Below are 25,666 nucleotides of genomic sequence, written 5' to 3' on the forward strand. Positions count from 1 at the left end.
GTCAAGGCGGCGTATGGGTAGGCGGGAGTATGTCAATCGTCAGTTATGACAAGGTCACAATGAAAAGAGAAAATAGTTCCAAGGCCCGAGTAACCCGCTCGACGTGGTCATCAATATTCATAGCACTTCTGGTATCCTGACTTACAGCGTCAATAAGCACTTTGCTATTAGCAAATATTTGTGCTTAACATTTTGCGCGGTTCACAGTTGCGGGTACAGTTGTGGTTTTACACCACATTCCCAGCCTTACTCTCGGTTTGCCAAAAAATGGCAAACAAATCGTAAAATTGACTACGATATTATTTAATTTATCGCGAAATTATCGACAGCTAGCCCAAAATAGCAAGGTTTATTTTTTGCTCATTAAGATGAAATGCAAATAAACAGCATCGATATCAAGTTATTGCCGTATCGCTTAACTGGACTTATCAAGAAGAAAACAGGCACTCAGCCTTTGCCACAAAGCCAAGTCCCTATGATCAAAGCATTAATTTTGGCCATGCATGACCTTGTTCATCTATGCTCACTTGCAAGTGAATAAGTGCACCATAAGGCACATCGAGCGTGGTCATATGATTAACGCCGGGTAGCGGTAAACCTAATACTGTCGCCAAAATATAGCGAATAACACCACCGTGACTGACCACTAAGGTGTTTGCTGACGGCTGCAAGACCAGTTGTGCTAATAAGTATCGCCAAAAACCGGTTACCCGTTGGCTAAAATCTGCCATAGTTTCACCATTGGGGGGCGAACAGCGCCAAGGGTCTTGCCAAAAATCACCGAGCGTCGCAGGGTTTTTCGGTGACTCTGGCACGGCTTGTGGCGGCGCCCATTGCCACAGTGCTTGATAAGTTTTACCATCCCAATCACCAAAATCCATTTCCTGCAACGCATTATCCAACTGCAAAGGTATACCATATTGTTGGCAATAATCTTGTGCAAAGGCGCGACAACGCAGCAGCGGCGAACTAAAGCACTGGCTGATCTGTGGCAATGTTTTGCAACGCGCTAGCATCTGCTGCTGACCTTTGTCCGACAACGCAATATCGCTGCGCCCAGACAAAACACCGGTTTGCACAAGCTCACCATGGCGAAGTAGGTAAATATTAAGCACTGACAACGAAAAACCCTAACTAAACTAATCACTTTGCAACATCATAAAGCTTAAACCCACAAAGTCGCAACCTAAGGCCATTTATTGTCAGTTTTCGAGCTGACTGCTATGTTTTAAGCAGAAAGATTCTCATTTTTATTATGGATGTGAGCATGAGCGACATGGCAACTATTTTAGTGGTTGATGATACACCTGAAAACATCGATGTTTTAGTAGCAATATTAAAGTCGAGTTATCAGTTAAAAGTAGCGCGCAACGGTGAAATGGCGATTAAAATCGCCAACATTCGCCCGCGTCCTGACTTAATATTGCTGGATATCATGATGCCAGAAATTGACGGTTTTGAAACCTGCAAACGCTTAAAAGCATCTTTGGCGACCGCAGATATTCCCATTATCTTTATTACCGCAAAAATCTCAGTGGCCGATGAAACCCGAGGTCTAGCGTTGGGTGCCGTTGATTATTTAACTAAGCCAGTCAACCCCGCTATTGTCATGCAACGCGTAAAAACACACCTTGCCTTAAGTAACCAAAAGCGCGAGTTATATTGGCAAGTAAAACAACAAACCCAAGAACTAATTGAAACGCGTTACAATATTATTCAAAAGCTAGGTCGAGCCGCTGAATTTAAAGACAATGAAACCGGCAACCATGTAAAAAGAATGAGCCAATATGCTCATGTATTAGCCCGCGCCTATGGCTTAACGCAAGAAGCTGCCGATAATTTGATGCATGCTGCCCCCATGCATGATATTGGCAAAATTGGCATTCCAGATAACATACTAAAAAAGCCGGCTCGACTAACGGAAAGCGAATGGCAAGTTATGAAGCAACACGCCCATTTAGGGGCAAAAATACTGGACGAAGATAACCCGTCTGCCCTGATGGAAACGGCCAAAACTGTTGCGCAAACCCACCATGAAAAATGGGACGGCAGCGGCTACCCAAACGGGCTGAAAGCGGAAGAAATTCCACTGGCGGGACGTATTATTGCCATTGCTGATGTTTTTGATGCCCTAACCTCTGCTCGCCCTTATAAACCGGCTTGGAGCATTGAAAAAGCCACTGATTTGCTAAAAAACGAAGCTGGAAAACATTTTGATCCACAATTAGTCGATTGTTTTCTCAATAGTTTAGATGAGATACTAGCAGTCAAAGCGCAATTTTCTGAATAATCCCCCTTAGAGTACCCTAGGCCTATGGTTAATTTTTTCTCGCTTAATAAAACCCTATTAATGTTGGCATGCCTATGCATCGGCGTTATTGGGCAAGTACGGGCCGAAACATTGGAAAAGGTGAGCATTCAACTGAACTGGTATCATCAGTTTCAGTTTGCAGGCTACTATGCGGCAAAAGCACAAGGTTATTATCAGGCGGCAGGGTTTGATGTTGAGTTGCGCGAGTTTGATGGTCAACACACCAGTGAAGAGCAGGTGATTAATGGACAGGCTGACTACGGCATCAGCAACTCAAGTTTAATCTTGGCCAAAGCACAAGGTAAACCTGTGGTGATTGTGGCGCAAATTTTTCAACATGCCGCAACCACAATAGCGACTTTGCGTTCGTCCAATATTACTAGCCCGTTTGAGCTTGCTGGCAAGCGTATCAGCGCAAGTAATGAGCAACGTCACTTTGCGACGTTAAGCGCTATGTTAATGCAGTCAGGATTAGATAAGCGCGCTTACGTTTGGCAACACAGCTCAGACTTACACCACGACTTACTGTCAGGACAAGCCGATGCTATTGTTATCTATAACACCAATGAGCCTTTTCAATTTAAACAAGCCGGTGTCGATATTTTTACCATCGACCCAAGAGACTATGGTATTGATTTTTATGGTGACGCCTTATTTACCACTGAATCGGAAGTTCGCAGCCAACCACAACGGGTACAGGCACTGCAACAAGCCACTATCAAAGGCTGGCAGTACGCACTTAAACACCCTAAAGAAATCATTGATTTATTTATTGAGCAATACAATACACAAGCTAAGTCTCGAGCTCACTTGTTATACGAAGCAGAGCAAGTGCAGCAAATAATTTTTGCCCAGTTTATTCCGCTAGGCACTATAACCCCCAGTCGAATGGAGAAAATTAGCGAGATTTATTACCAACTGGGCATGATGAGCGAGCCGTTCTTACCGGCAAATATTTTACTCGACGACGCCTTAGCGCACTTTGCCAATGGCAGCCGTGCTCACGATAGCAGCCAAATCTTGATCATCGCCATGATATTGTTTTCGATGCTATTGATATTAATTATTTTATATTTACCTAAGTTGATCAGCGAACAACGCTTAGTCGCCTTGATGGCGTCCGGAAAATTTCCAGCAATTGTGCACTCCATTTCTATCATCAATATGGCCATTATTTTCAGTGTTATCTATTTAACTTTGCAAGATAATGAAAAAACAACTCAAGCTAACATCAAGAAAAACCTTGAGTTTGTTGTTCAAGCAAGCCAAACAAGGCTAAACAATTGGTTTAATAATCAAAACCACTTATTACAGCAATTAAGTAGAGATCCAACCCTCATTCAACTGCTGACACAGTTAACACAACAGCCGGTGCAAATAGCGCCGCTAAGAACATCACAAGCACAGCAAGCGATTAGACACTATGTACAACAAAGCACGCCATTAGGCCAACAATTTGATATTATTAACAAAGAAAATTTAATTATTGCCGCCAGTGACCATAGCGCACTTACACAAGTTCATGTAATTGCCCAGCAGCAACCCGAATTACTCAAGGCGGTATTTGCGGGTGAAACACGCATAGTCTCACCAATTAAAACGTCTGATAATTCGCAGTTGGCTAATAACAAGCGCGCAATTAGCCAATATCAAATGTTCATTGTTAGCCCTATCATGAATGCCAACCAACAGATCATTGCCGCAATAGCCTTAAAAGTTGAGCCTGGTGGGGCAATTTCCACTATTTTTCAACAAGGACGTATTGGCGCATCCGGCGAAAGCTATTTAGTCAATGCTGAAGGAGAAATGTTGTCAAATAGCCGCTTTGACGCGCAACTTTCTAGCTTGCCTTATTTTCAAGAGTTGAAAAAACAACAACGCTTGCTGACATTAAAAAACCCTGGTATTGACCTACTTGCCAATCCCGATGCGGTGATAAACCCCCAACAACTGCCGCTAACGTTAATGGCAGAACATTTAATTAATCATGCCCTGAACAATGAACAAAACTCGCCCTTAAAGCATAAAATATACAGCAATGTTAACGGATACAACGACTACCGAGGAGTCCGTGTTTTTGGCGCTTGGTTGTGGGATAGTCAATACGGCATTGGTATTGCCACGGAAATCGACGCTGACGAAGCTATGTCGGGGGTGAGCTCTCTGCGGCGTATGCTACTGGTTATCGTTGTTATCACCTTATTGTTAACCCTAACCTCCAATATTTTCACGGTCAGAGTTGGGCAACGCTCAACTAAATATATGCGCCGCTCAAAAGCTGAACTTGAAGCCATCGTAGCGCAAAGAACGGCAGAATTGCATCAACGTGAACGCGCAATGTGGGAGTTATACGAGCATGCACCAGTTGCCTATGCAACCTTAAACAGCCAAGGACAATTTATTAAACACAACAGTGCTTTTGCAAAAATGTTTAAACGTCCGCGGGCAACATTTGAGTCCTTAAATTGGCGTGACTTTGTTGCGCCAGCACATTATGTTCATGAAATATTTCAACAACAATCGCAGTTATTAGATTGTGAAATACCCGTTCAAATCAGTGATAACCAAACCATAGAAACTATGATGTCGGCATTGCCTGTTTATGAGCACCAGCAATTAGTCGAAGTACGCCTAACCTTAATTGATGTTACGCAGCGCAACGCAACAAAAGCTCAATTTGAAGCGCTGATGGAATCGGCACCCGACGCCATTTTAATGTTAGATAAGCACCGTAGCCACAGCTTAGTAAATTCACAAGTGTTAGCCATGTTTGGTTATGAAAAAACCGAACTACTGGGTCAGAAAATCGAACGACTGTTACCCGAAGAGCAAAGTTTGCATATTTTTCAGCGTTTGCTCACTGAGCCTTGTGCAGAAAAGCAACGTATAGAACTGTTAGGCAGGCGCAAAAATGGTGAAGAGTTTTCTGCTGAAGTTACGGTAAAAGTACTGGATATTCACAACGATAGATTTATCGTTGCCATCATTCGTGACATTACTGAACGTAAGCAAAATGACGCGGCGTTGGCGGCACAAATTCTTTTTCAACAAGCATTAACCGACACTATTCCTTACCCTATTTTTGTGAAAGATGCTGATACCCGCATTATTAACGTCAATAAATCTTACGAGCAGACCTTTAATGTCAACAAAGCCGATCTTATTGGAAAAACCGTGCTTGAGCTTGACTATATTCCGCTAGCCGATCGCGAAGCCTTTCAAGCGGAAGATGTTAGCATTATTGCTAATATGGGCATGGTAAAAAAAGAAATAACGCTGACTTATGCCGACGGTTTAGCTCATGACACCATGTATTGGGTAAAAAGTTTTGCGAAAGCCGACGGTAGCATTGGCGGCTTACTGGGGACTTTTGTTGATATCAGTGAACAAAAGAAAGCCGAACAAACCTTAGCGCATGCAAAACTACTTGCTGAAGATGCGGTTAAAGCAAAGTCAAACTTTTTAGCCAATATGTCGCATGAAATACGCACCCCGATGAATGCCATTATTGGCATGTCGGCGTTAGCACTCAAAACTCAGCTCACACCACAACAAGAAAACTATATTGTCAAAGTTAATCGTTCTGCTGAATCATTACTGGGCATAGTTAACGATATTTTAGACTTTTCGAAAATTGAAGCTAATAAGCTAGAAATTGAAAACATCGCCTTTTCTCTTGATGATATTCTCGACAACTTATCCAATGTGTTAATTGACCAACTACTCAAAACACAAACCGAGTTAATATTTGATGTTGCCGCAGACGTACCATTGGACTTAATAGGCGACCCTTTGCGCCTGAGCCAAATTCTTACCAACCTTGGCTCGAATGCTGCAAAATTTACTGAGCATGGCGAAATAAAAGTACGCATTAGCTGTTTAAGCAAGCAAGATAACCAGGTGAAATTACAGTTTTCTGTTTGCGATACTGGCATTGGTATGAGCGCAGATCAGCAAGAAAAGTTATTTCAATCTTTCAGTCAAGCCGATGCGTCGACCACCCGAAAATACGGCGGGACTGGTTTAGGCTTAGCAATATGCAAACGGTTAGTTGAATTACTCGGCGGGGAAATTTGGCTCGACAGCGAAGTAAATGTCGGTAGTAAGTTTCACTTTACGCTTAACTATCAGTGTCAATCACTAGCCCAAGTTCAAGCGAAACAACCCAATTTAGCGCCATTACAAGGGTTAAAGGTGGCATTAGTAGCGAATAATGAAGATTTCAAGCCGATTTTACAGCGACTACTCCAGTCCTTTGGCTTTAAATTAGTTTGTTATCGTGAGGCAAAACAAGTGTTGAACGACATTAAACAAGCAACGCAAGTCTTTGATATTTTGATATGTGATCTACTCAATTGCGCATCGCAACGCGCTTGCACTGATATTCAGTTGCTGCGAGCGGCTGAAGTTAATTTACCGGTGTTACAAGTATTGGCGAGTCGACAAGACATAGGCGCGAACCAATTTACCAAGGACGACAAACTGTTTTACATTTATAAACCCATCACTGCATCCAATTTACTCGACAATATATTACTTGCCTTAGGTAAAACAGATTTACGCAAACGCAGCTACCAAGCGACACCTCGCGCTGAACAAGTGGCGATCAATGCCATTCGCGGCGCAAGAATATTACTCGTTGAAGATAACGAGATTAGTCAAGAATTAGCCACTGAATTATTACAGCACCACGGCATTGACGTGGAAATTGCCAATAACGGCCAAGAAGCCATAGATCGCCTGCAGCAAAGCTTGCATGCAGACGAGCGTTTTGACTGCGTATTAATGGATTGTCAAATGCCAGTGAAAGACGGTTACACCGCCACAGAGGAATTAAGAGCAGACCCGAAGTTTAACGATTTACCTATTATTGCCATGACCGCCAATGTCATGGCTGGCGATCGTGAAAAAGCGCTCAAAGCTGGCATGAATGAGCATATAGGCAAGCCAATAAATACCCAAGAGTTGTTCACTAAACTTGCGCAATGGCTTGATATTAGCACGCTTAATGCGCAACATAAGCTTAACGAGCCCGATGTCAGTGACCCCCCTACTTTACCTGAGCTTGCAGGTATTGATACCAGTGCAGGGCTAGCAATTGCGCAACATGACGCTGCACTTTACTTACGGCTATTATTAAAGTTTAAAGCCAATTATCAAGATGCTATTAACCCGATAGCAACAGCTTTTAGTCAAGCTAACTTTGCTCGTGCTGAACAACTGGCCCATACATTAAAAGGGGTTGCGGGCAACATAGGCGCGACACAGCTTTATCAGCTGAGCCAGTCATTAGAAGCCAGTGCACAACAGCAAGCGCCTGCCACTGAGCTTATTATACAAGCACAAGAAGAGCTGACGATCATTCAGCAAGGCTTAGCACAGCTGTCAGCACCAGAGCCACAACACACACGCTTTAACTTAGCTGAATGTAAAACACTCATGACAAAACTAATGACTGAGGTTGACAACTATGACGTGGCCGCTATCGATACCATAGCAACATTACTGGCCATGACCCAAGAGCAAAATTACCATCAGCAACTTAAAGATATTATGGCGAAAGTAGCCGTGTACGAATTTGACGATGCCGCGCAGCTCATTAAGGCCATTAAACTGCACTCATAGATAAATAACAAAATTAACTTTAAGCCATTGATTTTTAAGTGCTGTCACATTATTGTCAGGTAAAAGTCGTGGATTAATTATCGCGACGGCTCAATAATTCTAAGCAAGCAGCAACAAGGGAGAAGTTAATGACTGTTCGAAAATTAAGGCTCAAACGTGCATGGTCTCAAGAGCAATTAGCTCAATTTAGTGGCTTAAATGTACGCACTATCCAACGTATCGAGCGTGGTCAAAAAGCGGGCTTAGAATCACTAAAAGCACTTGCGGCTGTTTTTGACATTGAACTTGAACAATTACAACAGGAGCATACAGTGGATAACAGCAAGCCGTATCAAGAACAAGAAAATCGTGTCATTGAACATGTTCAAGACATAAAAGGTTTTTACAGCCACTTGATTAATTATTTAGTGATCGTACTCGGGCTATTTTTGCTTAATTTTATTACTAGCCCAGAATATTATTGGGCATGGTGGGCAGCGCTAGGCTGGGGTATTGGCGTGATATCGCACGGCTTGAGCGTTTTTGAAGTCTATAGTTTTTTTGGCGCAGATTGGGAAAAAAAGCAAATTGAAAAGCGCTTAGGTCGCAAGCTATAGCAAAGCGTCAATGGCAAGCTTACAGCACAGGATTAATCGCTGCCATATCAGCAGCGATTGTGAGCAACATTTAGGGCAACGCATGGCCTTTAATCGCCAAACATAAGCCCTTTACCCGCAAATTAGCATAAGCTAGGCTAGTTGCTAGTGTGAGTCGGTATTAAAAGTCTGCTGGCACTTGAAACGCAAGCGCCTGATCGCTGACGGGATGGCGCAACGCCAAGTACTCAGCATGTAGATGTAAGCGCTGCGCTTTTTCACCATAATGATCATCACCGACAATTGGACTATTTAAGCCCAGCTTATGCGCACAATGCACCCTCAATTGATGTGTCCGCCCAGTCTTAGGAAATAAATGCAGCCGTGTACTGTTGTTTTCCCGCGCAATGACCTGCCACTCGGTCAGCGCCTGTTTACCTTCTTGGTAGCACACGAGCTGTCGAGGCTTATCATCAAAGTCCATGCGCATGGGTAAATCAATTGTGCCACTATCTTTGACAAGCTTCCCCTTCACCAACGCCACATAGCGTTTTTGCACGGTACGCTCAATAAATTGTTTTTGCAGTGCTTTATGCGCACGTTTATGTAACGCAATCACTAATAGGCCCGAGGTCGACATATCCAAACGATGCACTATCAGTGGCCCTGTTGCCTGTGGGAATTGTTGCTTAATGCGTAAGTATACCGAGTCGGTGATATGTTTTCCTGGCACAGACAGAAACTCAGCCGGCTTATTTACCACCAACATATCGTCATCTTGATACACAATCGCAAGTGTTTTACCTTGTGCGGGGTTAGTAAGCAGTGGATTATCATCAACCGCTAAGCCCTTGAGCATGTGGGTTAAAATCGGCTGACATTTGCTATAGCAAGCAGGGTAATAGTTTTTATGGTGCCTGATGGCGGACTTAGGCGCTGCTCCCCACCAAAATTCTGCCATCGCAATCGGCGTTAAGTTGTGCTGAAAAGCATATTGTAATAATTTAGGTGCTGCGCAGTCACCGGCACCCGCTGGTGGCGTGTGAAGTGCAAAGTCGGAAAAAATAGTATTTAGATCTTTGCTTTCCCCGTGTGCATTCAGAAACTGATATTGCGCAAACAGCTTTTTTTGCAACTTATTTGAGCGGGTTTTCCGTTGCTTTTTTAAACGTTCAATAGCGCTATTTAGCGTCGAAAGTCTAGCCGTTAAAGTTGCAATTTCGGCTTGCCAATATTGTTTTAGTTGTTGTAGTTGTTTTTTCTCAGCAATGCTTTGCCCCGCAAGTTGCTGTTGTAACTGCTGATAAGCATTTTCACTAAGCTGTTTAAGTCCTTCGTTTCGCTGTTGCTTTCTCCGCTTGCGACTCGCCACCATCTTACTTTGCTGTGTCGCTAATTGTTGTTGAAAACCTTCGTTCGCTTTCTGTAGTTGTCTGGTGATGACTTTTAACTCGCTACTCGCTTCTAAAGCAGCGATTTCACCGTTAATATTATTAATAATGTCGCTTTCTTTCGCCATTGCAGGGTCTTGTGCTAGGCTCGTCGCCACCGTCGGCACAAACGCAATACTAAGATCGTTACCGTCAAGTTGTCCCGAGTATGCGGCGAGATACCCCACTTGCTGCTGGTAATTTTTCACCACCAAGACCCCGAACATTTTGCCACTACGGTGATCATTAGCGGGTATATCAAACGGCCTCAGTGGCAGAGTTTCAAGCTGCTGTTGTAATTGTGTCGCTGCCGCAATCGCTAATGGATGTGGCTGATAATAAAAAGGAAAAGTGAACTTTTCTGGCAACGTTGTTAGCGCAACAGACGTGGAAATTTTGGTAAAACACTCAAGGTTTGACATGGCAATAGGGTGATGAAATTTTCAACAAGGGTATAATGTCAGATAATAACATATTAGCTCTTATCTCACTAAACTTGCCAAGCCAGAAAGCCAGTTATTTTCTCGCCTATGCTCGCTAACTCGACAGCGGCGCTAAACAGACCGCACTTGTACTTGCTTGACGCTAACCGTTAAAAACCGACATTAAGCAGCGCCAGTGCCATATCACCATCGGCCTGCATATGATGATAAATAAAGTCAAAGACGATATCGTTACCAAAGTCATAATGTAGCGTTAAGTCTAATTCATCCGCACCTTTATCAAAGGCTACATTGAGCAAGCTTATGGTTAGGTTATCAATTCCGGTATAAGCAACGCCAACGGCTAAAGCGCTTTGATCTTTGACATCGCCAATGGTGTGATCCGCCGCACTGGTAAAGAAGGGCCCGCCACCAAAACCATCAATTATAGTGCCCCAAACCTGATTATACGCCGCACTAAAGCTAAAGTTATCTAGGCTATAGCTGGCGCTAACACCAAAGACATCGCCGTCTGGGCCCCTTTTATCAAAACGATTATCGACTTGCTTACCATACTGGACAGCCCATGTAAGTTGCGCTATTTCAACGCTAGCTTCTAGATAGGCTAAATTAGCTAAGTTATCCGCATGGTAAAACCAGCTTTGCAAGCTGAGGTGTTCTACACCGTGATATACCACGCCTAAGATATTGACCCCCTTGCTACCAGCAATATCAGTAAAAGTTTCTGGCTCTGGCGCACTTATGCCAGACCATTTATCTAAATGCGCTAAATAAATCGTGCTATCACTGATACTAGTATTCGTGACTAAGATACCTGAAAAGGTATTAGGTACCATGCGAACATCATCCATATCAAGGTGTGGTGAATCAAAGCCAAAGCGCCCCACTTTAAACTCGGTATTCGCAATATTAGCTTGCATATAGGCTTGCCCAACTATGGTATAGCTAGTGCCATCTGCACCAAAGAAAGCGCTATGATCATCGCTAAATAATTTCTGGCTACTATAAAGCGTTCCCGCCGCGCTAAAGCCCTGCCAACTTGCGCTGTGATATGTTAAGGCGCCGCCAACAGCAAAGCTTTCATGACGCTGACCACTGTCCGGTGTACTTGCAAGGTAGCCGAGGCGAAAGTTTCCTGATACCTCACTCATTCCGGCTTCACCTACTGGCTTAGCCGCCGCAATGGAAAAAACATTCAAAAAAACCAAGGACTTATAACAAGTATTGCAAGGCGTAATGGCTCGGTAAAAGCTTTCATGTATTTGCTGCAAAATTTAATAGCTGTGACGAAAATATAAAGATTAACGGCTATAGAAGCAATGTAAAATATCTGTTATCTGCGAAAGCGCGCTGAGCTTGACGCAAGACGATAAACAGTGATCCGTTAACAAGGTTAACTTTAGGGACAACGACCAGCATTTTAGCCTCGAATTACTCAATACCTGTATTACCAGCTAGGCACTGGTTATTCGCTCGCTATTCGACAATTAAGCTGCCGAGAGACCTTTTCATCGGGCAATGAAAAGTATACTCTCCGGCTAACATTGCCGGCAATTCACCAAACTTATCGCGCGCCATCGGCAAGTCTTCACTAATTTCAAAATCGGGAAATAACACAGTTGCAGCACAAGGACTAGCATCTTTGCAAGGAAATTTCAGCCTAGTTTGCTTGCCTGAAGCAACTCTTATCCGTGACGGTTGATAGCTACCACCCTTAACCACAACAGTGGTATTTGCAACGTTAGCCTTGGTCATCTTTGGTCGATTTGTATAACCAAAACCACCAAATAATCAACCCGATAGCCAGTATTCCAACCATATTAACCCATATCATTTAGTTACTCCCCTTAATATAGCTTTGCCATGGACTTTAATATTTATGTTTTAATAATCGTAAACGATTAGCATTACTCACCACAGTTAAAGACGAAAGCGCCATCGCAGCGCCAGCTACCACAGGGTTTAGCAATAAGCCGTAAAATGGATACAAGACGCCAGCGGCAACAGGAATACCAGCAACGTTATAAATAAAGGCGCCAAACAAGTTTTGCTTAATATTAGCTAACGTAGCTTTGCTAACTAAAATAGCATCACTTAGGCCATGTAATGAGCCGCGCATTAACGTAATATCGGCACTTTCAATAGCAATATCGGTGCCTGTGCCTATGGCAAACCCCACATTGGCTAATGCGAGCGCTGGGGCATCATTAATGCCATCGCCTGTCATGGCGACAATTTCTCCTTGCGCTTGTAACTGCGCCACTTTATCTGCTTTATCTTCAGGCTGCACATCTGAAAACACTTCGTTTATACCGACTTTTTTTGCTACGGCAGTTGCCGTTGCTCGGTTATCTCCGGTTAACATCACAACCCGTAAACCACTAGCTTTTAAACGCTTAATGGCGGCAATAGAATCAGCTTTGATGGCATCCGCAACGGCGATAACCGCCGTTAACTTCTGATCTACCGCTAAGTACATTGGCGTTTTTCCTTGCTCTGCTAGCTTTTGTGCTTGAGCAACAAAGTCATTTAAGGCGATATTATGTTGCATCATTAATGCTTGGTTGCCAAAAATAACTTGCTGCTCTTGATAAACGCCACTGACGCCGTGACCGGCAATCGCTTCAAACTCGCTAACAGCGGCTGGTGCGATATTTTTTTGAAGGCTAAAATCGACAATAGCTTGCGCTAGAGGGTGCTCTGAGCCGCTTTCAATTCCAGCGACTAAACTTAAAAGCTCTCGCTCTGCATAAGTCGCATCGGCAATAACAACATCAGTAACAGTCGGCGCGCCTTGGGTAATGGTGCCCGTTTTATCTAATACCATAGCCGTCACTTTTGACGCTGTTTGCAGTGCCGCACCATTGCGGATCAAAATCCCAAATTCAGCCGCCTTACCTACCCCCACCATCACTGACATAGGAGTCGCCAAGCCAAGCGCACAAGGGCAGGCAATAATTAATACTGTCGTGGCAGAAATAACCGCAAATGCAATGCTTGGCTCTGGGCCATAGTTTAGCCACGTCAAAGCGCTAACAATGGCAATAATCATAATGCTGGGAACAAAATACGACGAAATGGTATCGGCTAGACGTCCAATCGGTGGCTTTGAGTTTTGCGCTTGTTTTACCATATTAATAATATGGGCAAGCGCGGTATCTTTGCCAACATGCGTCGCTTTATACAAAAGACTACCTGATTTATTTAACGTGCCGGCTGCAACAGTATCATGTTCTGCTTTTGCCACCGGCATAGGCTCGCCCGTTAACATTGACTCATCAATATGGCTTGTTCCTTGTATCACTATGCCGTCAACCGCAATTTTTTCTCCGGGTCTAACCCGAACAATATCATCGCGTTGCACTTGCTCTATCGCAATATCAAACTCTTGGCTTTTGCCATTAACCTCACGAACAATGCGTGCGGTTTTTGCCTGTAAACCTATTAGTCGTTTGATGGCATCGCTAGTGCGCCCTCGTGCTTTTACTTCTAGGGCTAAGCCTAAATTGATTAAGCCTATGATCATTGCGGTGGCTTCAAAGTAAATATGTCTAGCCATCTCAGGCAAAATGGTCGGCGCAAGCACAACTACCATAGAGTAAAGCCATGCCGTACCGGTACCCAAGGCAATTAAGGTATCCATATTGGCACTGTGATTAACAAAAGATTTCCACGCACCTATATAAAAATGTTTGCCTGCAAAGTACATAATGCCAGCACATATCAAACCAATCGCTAACCAGAGCATGCGCTCTTGCAATGTGACGACTGTCATCGGGCCGCCCGCAAGGCCATAAAGCATTAATGGAATACCCAGACCTAACGCCACCCAAACTTGCTTCATTAATTGCTTATAATACTTTTCATCAGCAATCTGTTTTTGGTCTAATAACTCATCATCACTAGCGGCATTACTGCTTTTCGCGCCATAGCCAATCGCTTCAACAGCCTTAATTAAACTTGGACTATCCACCTTACCTGTAACTATTACTGTTCTTAAGGCAAAGTTCATCTCGGCTGACTCAACACCGGTTACCGCCCGCAATGCCTGTTCAATTTTGCTAACACAACTGGCACAACTGGCCCCATCAATAATCAACTCTTGACGAACAGGTATCTGGGTACTGTCTGACAACCTCTTCATTGCATCCTCCTATGCTACCAATAAGTTTATGGCTATAAGTTAGGTTTTCGCATTCTTGTTACCTAAAAGCCCGCCCCCATACTTAGCTTTGCCAAAAGGCATTATTACTTTCACCAAGACTAATGAGACCAATGAATATGGACGATCTTCCATTGACCTGATATTTTTTCGAGCACTAAGGTTTCTAGGCTTTGATAATCTATCGCTTTACCTCGATACTTGCCCTTAATGTGCACTCGCGACATAGCAAGCGCACTATTGCCAGTGATTTTTACCGTTTGCTCCAGTAACTTACTTTCAGTAGCACTGAGGAATTTCATATCGGCAAGCATATGTTGTTGGGCATATTCTTTAGCTGAACGCTCTACCGCGCCCGCTTCAAAAATGATCACCTCGTCAGCCAATAATCGGCGAACATTAACTTGATCAACGTTGTGTAACGCTTGGTGAAATTGTTTAACTACCTTGCCTGGTGCTGAGTTAACTCCAACAAACACTGGTTTTGCAGTTTGCTCTTGCTCTCGGGCAAAACTAAGGTTGACTGTTAAAGCACTCAGTAAACAAGTGAGCAACATTATCGATAATTTTTTTACCATGTTCTTTCCTTTTTTAACCAATATTCCACCCCCAGATAAAGCCCATAATATAGCGGCATTAATGGGTGCTAACTAAACTTATCAAAAGCTATATTGCTGGCATCAACGCCATTTTCTATCAATATTTCCATCGCGGTTGTCATCATGGCTGCCGGACCGCACAGGTAAAACTCAGTATGACTAACATCAAAAATAGTATGAAGTTGTGTTGCTAACAGCGCTTGCACATAACCTTTATCAGCTTGCCACTGAGGGTCGGGATTAGACAATACCGGATAATAGTAAAATTGTTGATACTGCTGACTTAACTGCAAAAAATGAGCTTGATAGAGTAAGTCTTGCCTTGTGCGTGCGCCATACAGAAAGTGTATTTCTCGCAACTTGCATTTGCTAACTTGCGCGGCACTTAGTTGCTCTTCGATTATCGCCTTCAGCGGTGCCATACCTGAACCAGCACCAATTAAAACCATAGTTTTATTACTAGCAGGTTGCGCATAGAAAGCCTCAAATGGTCCAACAGCTGAGATGGTTTGTCCCGGTGTTAAATTACATAAATAGCTTGAACCAATACCCGGTAAAACACTGTTATTAGCCGCGTTTTGAATTTTAATGGTAAACACCAACTCATTGGTTCCGCCATCCACTTGCCCCTTGCCACACGCAAGGGAGTAGTGCCGACTACAAGCTTTATGTTGATATTGCAAAAGTGCTATCTCCTGCCAATGCGGTTTTAACGCTTCAGGCAAGCGTTGTGGAATTGAAACACCATTAGCGGCGGGGATAAAAAATCGCATATGTGCACCCGCTTTATAACGTAACCGATAGCCCCCTACTACTTTAAATCGCAACTCTTTAATAAATGGGCTAATAAACTCACTATGACTTAATTCCAGTAAGTGCTTTTTGGCTAAGGCCACATCATTAAGCAGGCTAAGCTGTTCAATTTCACCAGCATTATGCTGGCAAGCTAAGCGATAGCCTTGCTTTAATTGCTGGTTATTAAAATGCGCTTGTTCGGCACTGGTTATTTTACTGCTGGTTTTCAGCTTTACTTTACACTGACCGCAACTGCCACCGCCGCCACAGCTCGACGGCAGGGCAATATCTTGTTGATTAAGGGCATCAAGTAAGTTAACCCTTTTGCTAACTTCAAACTTGGCAATCGTGTGCTGACTTTTATTTAACAGTATTAATTGACGCTTTTGACGGCTAACACTGAAGTTAAATTGCCCGTGCCGCGCTAAGTCTACCGTCCAAATAAAGCCCGTTAAGCAAAACAACATAGTCAGCAGCCCAAACACGATAACCTGTATATTATTAAAACTGCCGGTATTGCCATAATCCATAAAATGCAAGATAAAGAAAAAATCAACAAAGCGTTTATCATCGTTACTATGGCTGACGATACGCCCTGACTGACTATCAACATAAACACTCGTGTTAATTTGATCTGCAAAGTTGACCTGCCACACTTGATTTTTTTCTTTAGGTATATCTTGATAAGGAGGTGATAGTTTTACAACACTGATAATTTGCCCGGCACCGCTATAAGATGCTTGCGCAATTTCAGCGGCCATCAACTCAGTTATACGCACCCGTGCGCCGGTATACGCATGTACTAAGCTATATTCACTTTTCAAGTGTCGATATAAACCTTGCTGATGCGTTAATAAATAATACGGCTCTGCTAATAACGAAATTAACCTTATTGATACTACCGGCTGCGCCGACGCTAGCACTAATGAGGGCTCTATTAACCGAGCTTGCTCTATTGCTGCCACTTGCAGCGACTGACGATATTGATTCCCCGAAGCCTTTTCATGATCCATCAAATTAAAGAATAAGCCCGTACCAAGCCATATAAATAGCTGCAAAGCCACTAAAAGTGATAACCACTTATGGAGTTTTTTGATCATGCTCATCATCACAGTTCACCTGCTTGTTGATGGGCTTTGCTACCACGAAATATCAACAAGTAGCTTAAAATAGCACCAAATATCGCAGCTAAAATTGCGAATAACAACACCCAAAATAGCAGTTGATTACTCGGGTCTTCGTCTTGATAGTCCATGACATGAAAGCTAAACATTAGATCAAAAATTCGCCAAAACTGATGTCGCTTGCCCACCAATTTACCGGTTTGCGCTGAAACATAGATAGATGGCTGACTAAAATGCTCAAAGTTAACCCGCCAAGCGGGTAAAGCTCGAGAACTTAATTCTGTCGGCGGCTGCGTTGTGATCAGACTGACATCAACAACCTTACCATGCCCGCGATAGTAATGCTTTGCCGCTCGAACCGCCTCATTTTGGCTTAATGGTGAGAGTTGCGTACCGTTTACTGCACTGACAAGGTACTGACTATCGTTTTCGTGAAACCGGTATACCGGCTGCTCAATGAACACCTCAAGTGCAATATCTTTCGCATCGGGGTATCGCCGCTGAAGTTGCGCTAAAGGATAGCCAATTTTACTCACCTCAACCTTGGTTTGGTGGTTCACCACTAAACTGTCACCGTGAATATAGTCAATATCAAAGATCACCATATAGGCGCCGGATATTGACCATATTAAAAACTGTACACCAACAAATAGCATTAACCAGCGGTGAAATTTACGACTCGTTTTTAGTAACTTCATGCCTACTTCCCTGTGCTAATTGACTTTTTAATGTTGAGCTACGCCACAAATAATATAAGGTTGGTAAAACCAATAGCGTTAATATCACCGCACTGAACATACCACCTACCATAGGCGCGGCAATGCGACTCATAACTTCTGAACCTGTGCCTGAGCCATATAAAATAGGCAGCAAACCAACAATCACAGTGCCGGCTGTCATCATTACCGGTCGCACACGCATGCCCGCGCCATGTAAAACAGCCTGTAAAACATCCGCTCTCGCTATCGCAATGCCTTTTGCTTGGTGCTCTTTTACCATGGCTTGGTAAGCTTGATTTAAGTACACTAACATGATGACGCCAATCTCAACGGCAACACCAGCAAGCGCAATAAAGCCAACCCCCACTGCTACCGAAAAGTTAAAGCCTTCTATATACATTAACCAAATACTGCCCACCATCGCCAGTGGCAAAGTGCCCATGATCATTGCCACTTCAGTGACGTTTCTAAAGTTTAAATACAGTAAAATAATAATGATGAAAAGTGTTAGTGGTACCACATACGCTAATTTAGCTTTTGCACGTTCCATATACTCATACTGTCCTGCCCAAGCAATAGAGTAACCAGCGGGCAATTTAAGCTTATTATCAATAACCTGTTGCGCAGCTTCTACATAACTGCCGACATCAACGCCATCAATATCAACAAACGCCCAACCATTTAAGCGGGCATTTTCAGATTTAATGCCCGGCGGCCCGTCTTCAATAAATACGCTAGCGACATCTGCTAATGTAATACGTTGGCCATTAGGCGTGACAATCGGCAATAGTGACAGTTGCTCGGGTGAATCACGATATGCTTGTGGATAACGAATATTAACCGGGTAACGCTCTAAGCCTTCTATGGTTTGTGTGACATTCATACCACCGATAGCGGTGGCAACAACCTGTTGAATTTCAGCAATATTGAGTCCGTATCGCGCTGCTTTTGCCCGCTGAATATCCACTTTGATATAGCGACCGCCAGCAACTCGCTCTGAGTACACCGAGGCGGTACCTGGCACATCCGCTAATATTTCCTCAATTTGCTGACCTATATCTTGAATAACATCGAGTTTGGGCCCCGCTATTTTAATGCCAACCGGCGTTTTTATACCCGTTGCTAGCATATCAATGCGGGTTTTTATCGGCATTACCCAAGCATTGGTTAGCCCTGGTAGTTTCACTAATGCATCTAGCTCTTGCTTTAAGCTTTCTGTGGTCACGCCAGGTCGCCATTGCGCTTGGGGTTTTAATTGAATAAAGCTTTCAATCATAGTTAGTGGCGCAGGATCAGTGGCCGTTTCTGCCCGTCCCACTTTACCAAACACACTCTGCACTTCAGGGACAGTTTTTATTAGCTTGTCGGTTTGTTGTAATAATTGTCGTGCTTGTCCGATAGATATGCCCGGATAAGTGGTGGGCATATACATCAAATCACCTTCATCAAGCGGCGGTATAAACTCACTGCCAATTTTATCAAGTGGGTAAAAACCCATTGCCAGTACCGCCAGAGCTGCGAATAAGGTCGTTTTTGGAAACCCTAGCGCAGTTTTTAAAGCGGGCATATAGATAAAGGTTAAACACCTATTTACCGGGTTTTTATGCTCAGGCAAGACCTTACCGCGAATGAAGTAACCCATTAATACTGGTACTAAGGTAATGGCGAGCGCGGCAGAAGCGGCCATGGCGTAAGTTTTGGTAAAAGCTAGCGGCGCAAACATTCGCCCTTCTTGCGCTTCAAGGGTAAACACCGGAATAAAACTAACGGTGATGATTAATAAGGTAAAAAATAACGCGGGCCCCACTTCACTGGCAGCGTCAGTGACTACTTGCCAACGGTTTTCCTTGGTTAATGCTTTACCTTGCGCACTTAATCGCTCCATGTGTTTATGCATGTTTTCTATCATCACAATCGCGCCGTCAACCATAGCGCCAATAGCTATGGCGATGCCACCCAATGACATAATGTTGGCATTGAGCCCTTGCCAGTGCATCACCACAAACGCAGTTAAGATACCTACAGGGATACTAAAAATAGCCACTAACGATGAACGAACATGAAACAAGAAAATTACACACACTAGCGCAACAACGGCAAACTCTTCTAGTAGTTTGTCGGCTAAGTTAGCCACGGCACGTTCTATCAATGCCGAGCGATCATAAACCGGTACCACTTCAACCCCGTCAGGTAAGCCTTTTTTAAGTTGCTCAAGCTTAGCTTTAACGCCATTAATGACTTGTTGGGCATTTTCGCCATAACGCATCACGACGATACCACCAACCGTTTCGCCTTCACCGTTAAGCTCTGCGATACCGCGTCGCATTTGTGGCCCTGTGCCGATTTCTGCGACATCTTTTAGCAATAACGGCGTACCATTTTCATTCACGCCCAGTGGAATATTTTCTAAGTCTTCAACGCTTTGGATATAGCCGGTCGCTCGCACCATATATTCCGCTTCGGCCATTTCCACGACAGAAGCGCCAATTTCTTGGTTACCTTGTTTAATCGCCGTTTGAATTAATGATAACGGCACCGCAAAAGCACGCAATTTATCAGGGTTAACCCTGACTTGATATTGCTTAACCATGCCACCTAGTGCAGCAACTTCAGACACCCCAGGCACAGTTTGCAATTCAAACTTTAAAAACCAATCTTGAATGCTGCGCAACTGGCTTAAATCATGTTGTCCGGTTTTATCAACTAAGGCATATAAGTACACCCAACCAACGCCTGTGGCATCAGGCCCGAGTTGCGGCCTAGCATCACTGGGTAAGTTTGGCGCTACTTGACTTAAATACTCCAGCACCCGCGAACGTGCCCAGTAGAGATCGGTATCTTCGTCAAAAATAACATAGACATAAGAGTCACCGAAAAACGAAAAACCACGCACGGTTACCGCGCCAGGTACTGACAACATGGCCGTGGTCAAAGGATAAGTGACTTGATCTTCAACCACCTGTGGCGCTTGCCCCGGATAGCTGGTTTTTATTATTACTTGTACATCAGACAAATCTGGCAAGGCATCTATCGGGGTTTTATTTACCGAATACAATCCACCCGCTACCAATAAAAATGTCGCTAATAACACAAAACAGCGGTTGGCCACCGACCAACGAATAATAGCAGCAATCATAGCTATTTTACTCCTGTGCTAGTGGTGTGAATGATCAACAGCAGGCACTTCTTGCGCAGAAGTGAGTGCTGATGTGTCATCATGGCTTACCGGCGAAATTGCCACAATCACAAACTCGCCATCGCGAATTTCAAAGGTGAACTTAACCTGCATACCAACACTCAACCCAGCTAAGCTGACGCTGTCTGCGCTGATAAAGTCCATCGTGGCGGCCGGTCGTTGCCATTTCTCTATCGCAGCGCGACTGATAGTGACCATGTTATGTTCAAGCATTAATGCCTTGATGGTGCCAGTAACGGTTGCTGACGGGATGTTATCGGCTTTGTCCATCGCGCTATGCTCAGCCATGGCGGCGCCATCTGGGATATGAAGATTACTGATTTGGTAATCACCATTGGCGGTTTTAGTGACTTCAACATGCAAACTAAGCCCTTGATAAAGATCAGAAAAGTCGACATCATCAGCAACACTAAAGTCCATGACCATTGCCGGCCAATCCCACTCAGGAATCGCCTCATGCTCAAGCGTTAACATTTGATGTGCCGCCATAATGCTAGCAATTGTTGCCGACACCCATACCGAATTTGGCTGCTCTGTTGCGCTATCGCCATGGTGCATACGAATAAAGTCTGATGATTTACTGGACTCAGAGTCCAATAAAAACTGCGCCGAGGTTACCACATGATCGCCTTCTTTTAGGCCAGCAAGTATTTCAACATTTTTGCTATCAAAACGCCCAACACTAACCGCAACTGACTTAAAGCTGCCCTCGCCTAGCGCCAGTACTACACGATCTTGGTGACCGGTTCTGATCAGCGCTTCTTTTGGAATTAATAATCTGGCTTGCTCGGCCTCGGCATGCAAAACAATTTGAGCAAACATATTAGGTTTGAGTAAGCCTTGGCTATTGTCAAAACGTAAACGCACTTTTACGGTTCGAGTTTTGGCATCTAGCGTAGGATAAATATAATCGACTTTACCTTGCCAAACTTGGCCCGGCAGGTAATCAAGGGTCATAGTAACCGCTGTACCTTTTTTTACTAACCCTGCTTGACGCTCAAATACTTCCGCCTCTAGCCAAACTTGCGACAAATCTCCTATCGACATTATGGTAGAGCCGGGTTTAACAAAATATCCTTCACGAATTTTTAAGTTTTCCACCACGCCATTTTGCGGTGCGTAAAAGGTCACACGCTGTTGCACCTTTTTTGTTTGTTTTAGTTTATCAACGGCTTGCTTGGGTATTTGTAGCGCAGATAAACGGCTTTTCGCAGCCTCTAATAAGCGGCTATTTTTCCGCGACATGGCCAATAATAATTCTTCTTGCGCATTAACTAGTTCAGGGGAGTAAATATCATATAACGCTTGTCCTTTTTGCACCGGATCGCCAATGGCTTTAACATACAGTTTTTCTATCCACCCCTGCACACGCGGATGAATATGCACTAATTTATCTTGGTTATAGGCAACGTAACCCACGGTATTAATTTTTGTATTTAACGACTGGTAACGCACAGCGCTGGTGCGCACCCCTAAGTTATTAACCACATCCGGCGAAATGCGAATAGTGCCCGCCCCCGCGTCAGGGCCTTTACCATCATCAGCATAGACTGGAACTAAATCCATGCCCATGGGGGACTTACCGGGTTTATCTCGGCGATAATTGGCATCCATAGGTGCCACCCAATATAAAGGTTTGGCCGCAGCAGGTTCATTATTGCTGCTTTGTTTATTGCTCTCAGGTGCTACCAAACGGTAGCCGGCAAGAGTCAATATAACGCCTATTAGCAGACCGATTACCATAGGCTTGATATTCATTGCTTGCATAGTGCTCATTCTATCTCTCCAAGCATCGCAGCATAGTGGCGACTGCGGCCTTTAATATTTTTTGTCATATCGGCATTCATCGCACCGATAAACAGATAATTTAATTCCAGGTGTATTTTTTGCTCATCGACATTCAAGGTTAATTCATCTATTTCGGCATTTAATACCGCTATGCGAGCACGCACCACTTCGGCAAAGTCGCCATCGTCATTGGTATAAGCGGTAAGTGATGCTAAGGCTTGATCATGTATTTGTGGCAACAACCTGTTTTTATATAAGGCTTGGCGTTTTTTGAGCTTCAACAATCGACCTTTGGCACTGGCATAACTCCCGAGTAGCTGGCGCAGCAAGATATGTTTTTCAGTTTTTATCGCTTCGGTTTTCGCGGTCACAGAGCGCACTTCTTGATCTTGTTTATTTTCAGTAAACAGTGGCAGATCAAAGGTGATACCAACGGAAAACAAATCAGCGCGACTGCGCCCCATCGCATCATCAGCGCGGTAGCCATAACTGGCGTTTAGCCCCCATTCTGGCTTATATTTTTGCTGCGCTAATTTGATGCCTGTTTTGCTGGCGTCAATTTTTTTATCCACGGCAAGTACGGCTGGGTGCTGTGCTAAGTAAGGCACTAAGCTTTGTGCTTGTTGCCAGCGTTCATCGTACACTAAATCCGAATTTCGTAACGCTAATTGCGGCAATTGCTGAGTCAAACGCATGTTATAAGTGTTTATGCTGTTCCGAGTTAGCGCATAATTTTCTAACTCAGTGCTGTTCACCACAGTTAGCCACTGCGATAGCATGCCATGGTATTTATTCTGCTGTTGGGCCAGTTTATTCAACCTATCTTCTAGGCGGGTCAGCTCCAGTTGTGCTCTAACAAGGTCTTGTTGGCGAGTTTTACCCAATGTAGAGGAGTAACTTGCTTCAACTACATCGGCGAGTTGTGCAAACAAGGCGCGATTTTTTTCAATTAAGGCAATACTTTGCTGAACGCGATAGGCGTCTAACCATAAACCGCCAACCGTAACGGCGACTTTGGCTTGTCGATCTAACCGTTGCAATGGATAACTTTCACTTTGCAATTGTAATTGCTGGCTTTTAAATGCCAGACTATCGCCACGCGGTAGCATTTGGCTAACGCCAACTTTGAGTTGGGTCATGCCTTCTTGATTAAGGTCAAAACCATTGGTGGGCAAGCCTGCCATGCTAATCGACACTTTAGGATCGGGTAACGTGTTTGCAGCAATACTCGCCGCTTCTGTCGCCTGTTGTTGATGGCGACTGCCGGTCATTTTTGCGCGAGTTTAATGGCTTGTGCAAACGATAGCTGCCCTTGGGTGTAGGCCATGGCGTGGTTAATAGCAGGCAAACCCATCAACAACATTAGTGCTGCTGTTAGCGACTTAACCTGCACTCGGTTTTGCAAGGTGCTGGCCATTAGAACTGCTCCTGATACGACTTGATATGCGCGTAAATTTGGTAACTGCCATCGGCTTTTAGTAATAAAATTCGATACGGCTGAAATTTATCGTCAACTTCCATGCCTGGCGTGCCGACAGGCATGGCAGGGACTGATAAACCAATTACGTCATTACCATGACTTTCTTGCAAAAATTTATGCATAAACTTGGCGGGTACATGCCCCTCAAAGGCATAGCCATCAGCTGAGACAGCGGTATGACATGAGCGATATCGCGGTGCAATACCTTGTTGCTCTTTAATGCCAGTCACGTCTTGAAAGTCGTGTACTTTTGATGCAAAGCCATGCTCATGAATATGATCTAACCACTTGACACAACATCCACAATTAGGGCTTTTATAGACAGCCAATTCAATTGGCTGCGACTTTACAGTGCCGTTATCTCTGTTGGCAACATTATTGCCGTTTTCTGAACAACTGGCCAGCGTCAAACAAGCGAAAAAAATCACGGTAAACTTTAACAAAAAATTTTTAAATATCATCAGTTCCCCCTAACGGGACAAATAGTTATTGGTAAACAATTAGGGTAGTTTTGAGGTCACGAATAGTGGCAAATAATACCCGTATTCATCAAAAGCCTAATACAGTGTGCTTTACTAAGGTGCCAAATTTTGGACACAACTATGCTGTATTTAGCTTAATATGGGTGGACGATAAAGTGAGCTGACTTGATGGCTGGTGAGTTGTTGTAAATAGGTATGAATTTTATAGGTGCTGTGAATAGGGCTTTGATAACTATGCTCAATTAAGGCGGCTACCGTTGAGCAGCCTCCGGTAAAGCAGTTACAGATTTGTAAACAGCAATCTTCTGTGTTTTCTGGTGAGTCGCCACTGCTGTCCATCATCATGCCATGGTGGCTATGATCCATCATAGTCATAGTGCTGTTGCTAGATGACTCTGCACTGCTGCCTTGCATAACCATCATATGATAAGACATAGCAGTTGCTGCCATTGTTTGGCCAAAAAAGCTCAAACACAGTAGCAATAACATCAATGTATTTTTAAACGGAACAGGCACAGGCGATCACTATGATTAACACTAGCACTAATAATACCCAAGTTTTTAAATTATTCAACGAATTATTTTCTCTGTAATGAAAACATTATGACAAAGATTAAGCGTTTAGAAATACCAAAAATCGGCCCGTAACGGACAAGTTTAATGACTGTTGTTACCACAGCTAACAAACAAATCCTTAGACGTATAACTATTCTGCTAATTTGCTGTCTCAAAGGGCAATCGAGCTTTCGACAACTGACAATTTCACATATGTTAAATTTGTTAATGTTTGATAGTTTATACTGCCAATTATTATTTACACCATATTTTACATGGTTTAAAAGCCAAAATTAATTAGCACATACGGTAAGCTTTTAATTAGAATGCAGGCATAATTTCTATTGTAACTAGCGCTAATTAGTACAATTACTAGTTAGTC

General features: G+C 43.7%; 17 protein-coding genes and 1 riboswitch. Of the genes, 3 read left to right on the forward strand and 14 right to left on the reverse strand.

Going from position 1 to position 25,666, the window contains the following annotated elements; genetic code table 11:
* Positions 1-109: 109 nt before the first annotated feature.
* Positions 110-285: riboswitch (cobalamin riboswitch) on the reverse strand.
* 194 nt (positions 286-479) lie between these two features.
* On the reverse strand, positions 480-1,115 hold the full coding sequence (gene cobC / locus B6K83_RS10390; protein WP_085284947.1) for an alpha-ribazole phosphatase family protein: 636 nt from the start codon (positions 1,113-1,115) through the stop codon (positions 480-482).
* A gap of 152 nt (positions 1,116-1,267) precedes the next feature.
* Between cobC and B6K83_RS10395 the strand changes: the two genes are divergently transcribed.
* The 3 genes from B6K83_RS10395 (at position 1,268) to B6K83_RS10405 (ending at position 8,532) form a co-directional block, all read left to right on the forward strand.
* Positions 1,268-2,290 (forward strand): HD-GYP domain-containing protein, encoded by a 1,023-nt coding sequence (locus B6K83_RS10395; RefSeq protein ID WP_085284948.1) that lies wholly within the window; start codon positions 1,268-1,270, stop codon positions 2,288-2,290.
* A gap of 24 nt (positions 2,291-2,314) precedes the next feature.
* Complete coding sequence (locus tag B6K83_RS10400; protein WP_085284858.1) at positions 2,315-7,936, forward strand: ABC transporter substrate-binding protein; 5,622 nt, start codon at positions 2,315-2,317, stop codon at positions 7,934-7,936.
* Positions 7,937-8,064: 128 nt separating this feature from the next.
* A complete protein-coding gene (locus B6K83_RS10405; RefSeq protein ID WP_085284859.1) occupies positions 8,065-8,532 on the forward strand; it encodes a 2TM domain-containing protein in 468 nt (155 codons plus the stop codon).
* 160 nt (positions 8,533-8,692) lie between these two features.
* Here B6K83_RS10405 and B6K83_RS10410 read toward each other — a convergent pair whose 3' ends face one another.
* The 13 genes from B6K83_RS10410 to B6K83_RS10465 all read right to left on the reverse strand — a co-directional run bounded on the left by B6K83_RS10410 (position 8,693) and on the right by B6K83_RS10465 (position 25,218).
* Complete coding sequence (locus tag B6K83_RS10410; RefSeq protein WP_085284860.1) at positions 8,693-10,363, reverse strand: RluA family pseudouridine synthase; 1,671 nt, start codon at positions 10,361-10,363, stop codon at positions 8,693-8,695.
* 170 nt (positions 10,364-10,533) lie between these two features.
* Complete coding sequence (locus B6K83_RS10415; protein ID WP_139175543.1) at positions 10,534-11,535, reverse strand: OprD family outer membrane porin; 1,002 nt, start codon at positions 11,533-11,535, stop codon at positions 10,534-10,536.
* A 325-nt stretch (positions 11,536-11,860) separates the two neighbouring features.
* A complete protein-coding gene (locus tag B6K83_RS10420; RefSeq protein ID WP_233143931.1) occupies positions 11,861-12,139 on the reverse strand; it encodes a cupredoxin domain-containing protein in 279 nt (92 codons plus the stop codon).
* A gap of 115 nt (positions 12,140-12,254) precedes the next feature.
* On the reverse strand, positions 12,255-14,528 hold the full coding sequence (locus B6K83_RS10425; protein WP_085284862.1) for a heavy metal translocating P-type ATPase: 2,274 nt from the start codon (positions 14,526-14,528) through the stop codon (positions 12,255-12,257).
* A 119-nt stretch (positions 14,529-14,647) separates the two neighbouring features.
* Positions 14,648-15,124, reverse strand: a complete 477-nt coding sequence (locus tag B6K83_RS10430) for a YybH family protein (RefSeq protein WP_085284863.1) — start codon at positions 15,122-15,124, stop codon at positions 14,648-14,650.
* A gap of 68 nt (positions 15,125-15,192) precedes the next feature.
* Positions 15,193-17,049 carry a 2Fe-2S iron-sulfur cluster-binding protein gene (locus B6K83_RS10435; protein ID WP_233143933.1) on the reverse strand — a complete coding sequence of 619 codons (1,857 nt, stop codon included), beginning with the start codon at positions 17,047-17,049 and terminating at the stop codon, positions 15,193-15,195.
* Positions 17,049-17,762, reverse strand: a complete 714-nt coding sequence (locus B6K83_RS10440) for a PepSY domain-containing protein (protein ID WP_139175541.1) — start codon at positions 17,760-17,762, stop codon at positions 17,049-17,051. The genes B6K83_RS10435 and B6K83_RS10440 overlap by 1 nt, the downstream gene beginning before the upstream one ends.
* Positions 17,737-20,919: an efflux RND transporter permease subunit gene (locus B6K83_RS10445; RefSeq protein WP_085284864.1), complete on the reverse strand. Its 3,183-nt coding sequence runs from the start codon at positions 20,917-20,919 to the stop codon at positions 17,737-17,739. The genes B6K83_RS10440 and B6K83_RS10445 overlap by 26 nt, the downstream gene beginning before the upstream one ends.
* A gap of 18 nt (positions 20,920-20,937) precedes the next feature.
* Entirely contained in the window at positions 20,938-22,755 is a 1,818-nt protein-coding gene (locus tag B6K83_RS10450; RefSeq protein WP_085284865.1) for an efflux RND transporter periplasmic adaptor subunit, read from the reverse strand.
* On the reverse strand, positions 22,752-24,038 hold the full coding sequence (locus B6K83_RS10455; protein WP_233143935.1) for a TolC family protein: 1,287 nt from the start codon (positions 24,036-24,038) through the stop codon (positions 22,752-22,754). The genes B6K83_RS10450 and B6K83_RS10455 overlap by 4 nt, the downstream gene beginning before the upstream one ends.
* Positions 24,035-24,184 carry a hypothetical protein gene (locus tag B6K83_RS18570; RefSeq protein ID WP_233143937.1) on the reverse strand — a complete coding sequence of 50 codons (150 nt, stop codon included), beginning with the start codon at positions 24,182-24,184 and terminating at the stop codon, positions 24,035-24,037. The genes B6K83_RS10455 and B6K83_RS18570 overlap by 4 nt, the downstream gene beginning before the upstream one ends.
* Positions 24,184-24,708 carry a DUF411 domain-containing protein gene (locus B6K83_RS10460; RefSeq protein WP_085284866.1) on the reverse strand — a complete coding sequence of 175 codons (525 nt, stop codon included), beginning with the start codon at positions 24,706-24,708 and terminating at the stop codon, positions 24,184-24,186. The genes B6K83_RS18570 and B6K83_RS10460 overlap by 1 nt, the downstream gene beginning before the upstream one ends.
* Before the next feature lie 150 nt (positions 24,709-24,858).
* On the reverse strand, positions 24,859-25,218 hold the full coding sequence (locus B6K83_RS10465; protein WP_139175547.1) for a CopL family metal-binding regulatory protein: 360 nt from the start codon (positions 25,216-25,218) through the stop codon (positions 24,859-24,861).
* Positions 25,219-25,666: the final 448 nt, after the last annotated feature.

This window comes from Colwellia chukchiensis (assembly GCF_002104455.1).
Taxonomy (GTDB): Bacteria; Pseudomonadota; Gammaproteobacteria; order Enterobacterales; family Alteromonadaceae; genus Cognaticolwellia; species Cognaticolwellia chukchiensis.

What these genes read in the sequence shown, in the direction of transcription:
- B6K83_RS10395 (WP_085284948.1), top strand. Translation starts at nt 1,268, where the DNA reads ATGAGCGACATGGCAACTATTTTAGTGGTTGATGATACACCTGAAAAC.
- B6K83_RS10400 (WP_085284858.1), top strand. Translation starts at nt 2,315, where the DNA reads ATGGTTAATTTTTTCTCGCTTAATAAAACCCTATTAATGTTGGCATGC.
- B6K83_RS10405 (WP_085284859.1), top strand. Translation starts at nt 8,065, where the DNA reads ATGACTGTTCGAAAATTAAGGCTCAAACGTGCATGGTCTCAAGAGCAA.
- B6K83_RS10410 (WP_085284860.1), bottom strand. Translation starts at nt 10,363, where the DNA reads ATGTCAAACCTTGAGTGTTTTACCAAAATTTCCACGTCTGTTGCGCTA.
- B6K83_RS10415 (WP_139175543.1), bottom strand. Translation starts at nt 11,535, where the DNA reads ATGAGTGAGGTATCAGGAAACTTTCGCCTCGGCTACCTTGCAAGTACA.
- B6K83_RS10420 (WP_233143931.1), bottom strand. Translation starts at nt 12,139, where the DNA reads ATGACCAAGGCTAACGTTGCAAATACCACTGTTGTGGTTAAGGGTGGT.
- B6K83_RS10425 (WP_085284862.1), bottom strand. Translation starts at nt 14,528, where the DNA reads ATGAAGAGGTTGTCAGACAGTACCCAGATACCTGTTCGTCAAGAGTTG.
- B6K83_RS10430 (WP_085284863.1), bottom strand. Translation starts at nt 15,124, where the DNA reads ATGGTAAAAAAATTATCGATAATGTTGCTCACTTGTTTACTGAGTGCT.
- B6K83_RS10435 (WP_233143933.1), bottom strand. Translation starts at nt 17,049, where the DNA reads ATGATGAGCATGATCAAAAAACTCCATAAGTGGTTATCACTTTTAGTG.
- B6K83_RS10440 (WP_139175541.1), bottom strand. Translation starts at nt 17,762, where the DNA reads ATGAAGTTACTAAAAACGAGTCGTAAATTTCACCGCTGGTTAATGCTA.
- B6K83_RS10445 (WP_085284864.1), bottom strand. Translation starts at nt 20,919, where the DNA reads ATGATTGCTGCTATTATTCGTTGGTCGGTGGCCAACCGCTGTTTTGTG.
- B6K83_RS10450 (WP_085284865.1), bottom strand. Translation starts at nt 22,755, where the DNA reads ATGAGCACTATGCAAGCAATGAATATCAAGCCTATGGTAATCGGTCTG.
- B6K83_RS10455 (WP_233143935.1), bottom strand. Translation starts at nt 24,038, where the DNA reads ATGACCGGCAGTCGCCATCAACAACAGGCGACAGAAGCGGCGAGTATT.
- B6K83_RS18570 (WP_233143937.1), bottom strand. Translation starts at nt 24,184, where the DNA reads ATGGCCAGCACCTTGCAAAACCGAGTGCAGGTTAAGTCGCTAACAGCA.
- B6K83_RS10460 (WP_085284866.1), bottom strand. Translation starts at nt 24,708, where the DNA reads ATGATATTTAAAAATTTTTTGTTAAAGTTTACCGTGATTTTTTTCGCT.
- B6K83_RS10465 (WP_139175547.1), bottom strand. Translation starts at nt 25,218, where the DNA reads ATGTTATTGCTACTGTGTTTGAGCTTTTTTGGCCAAACAATGGCAGCA.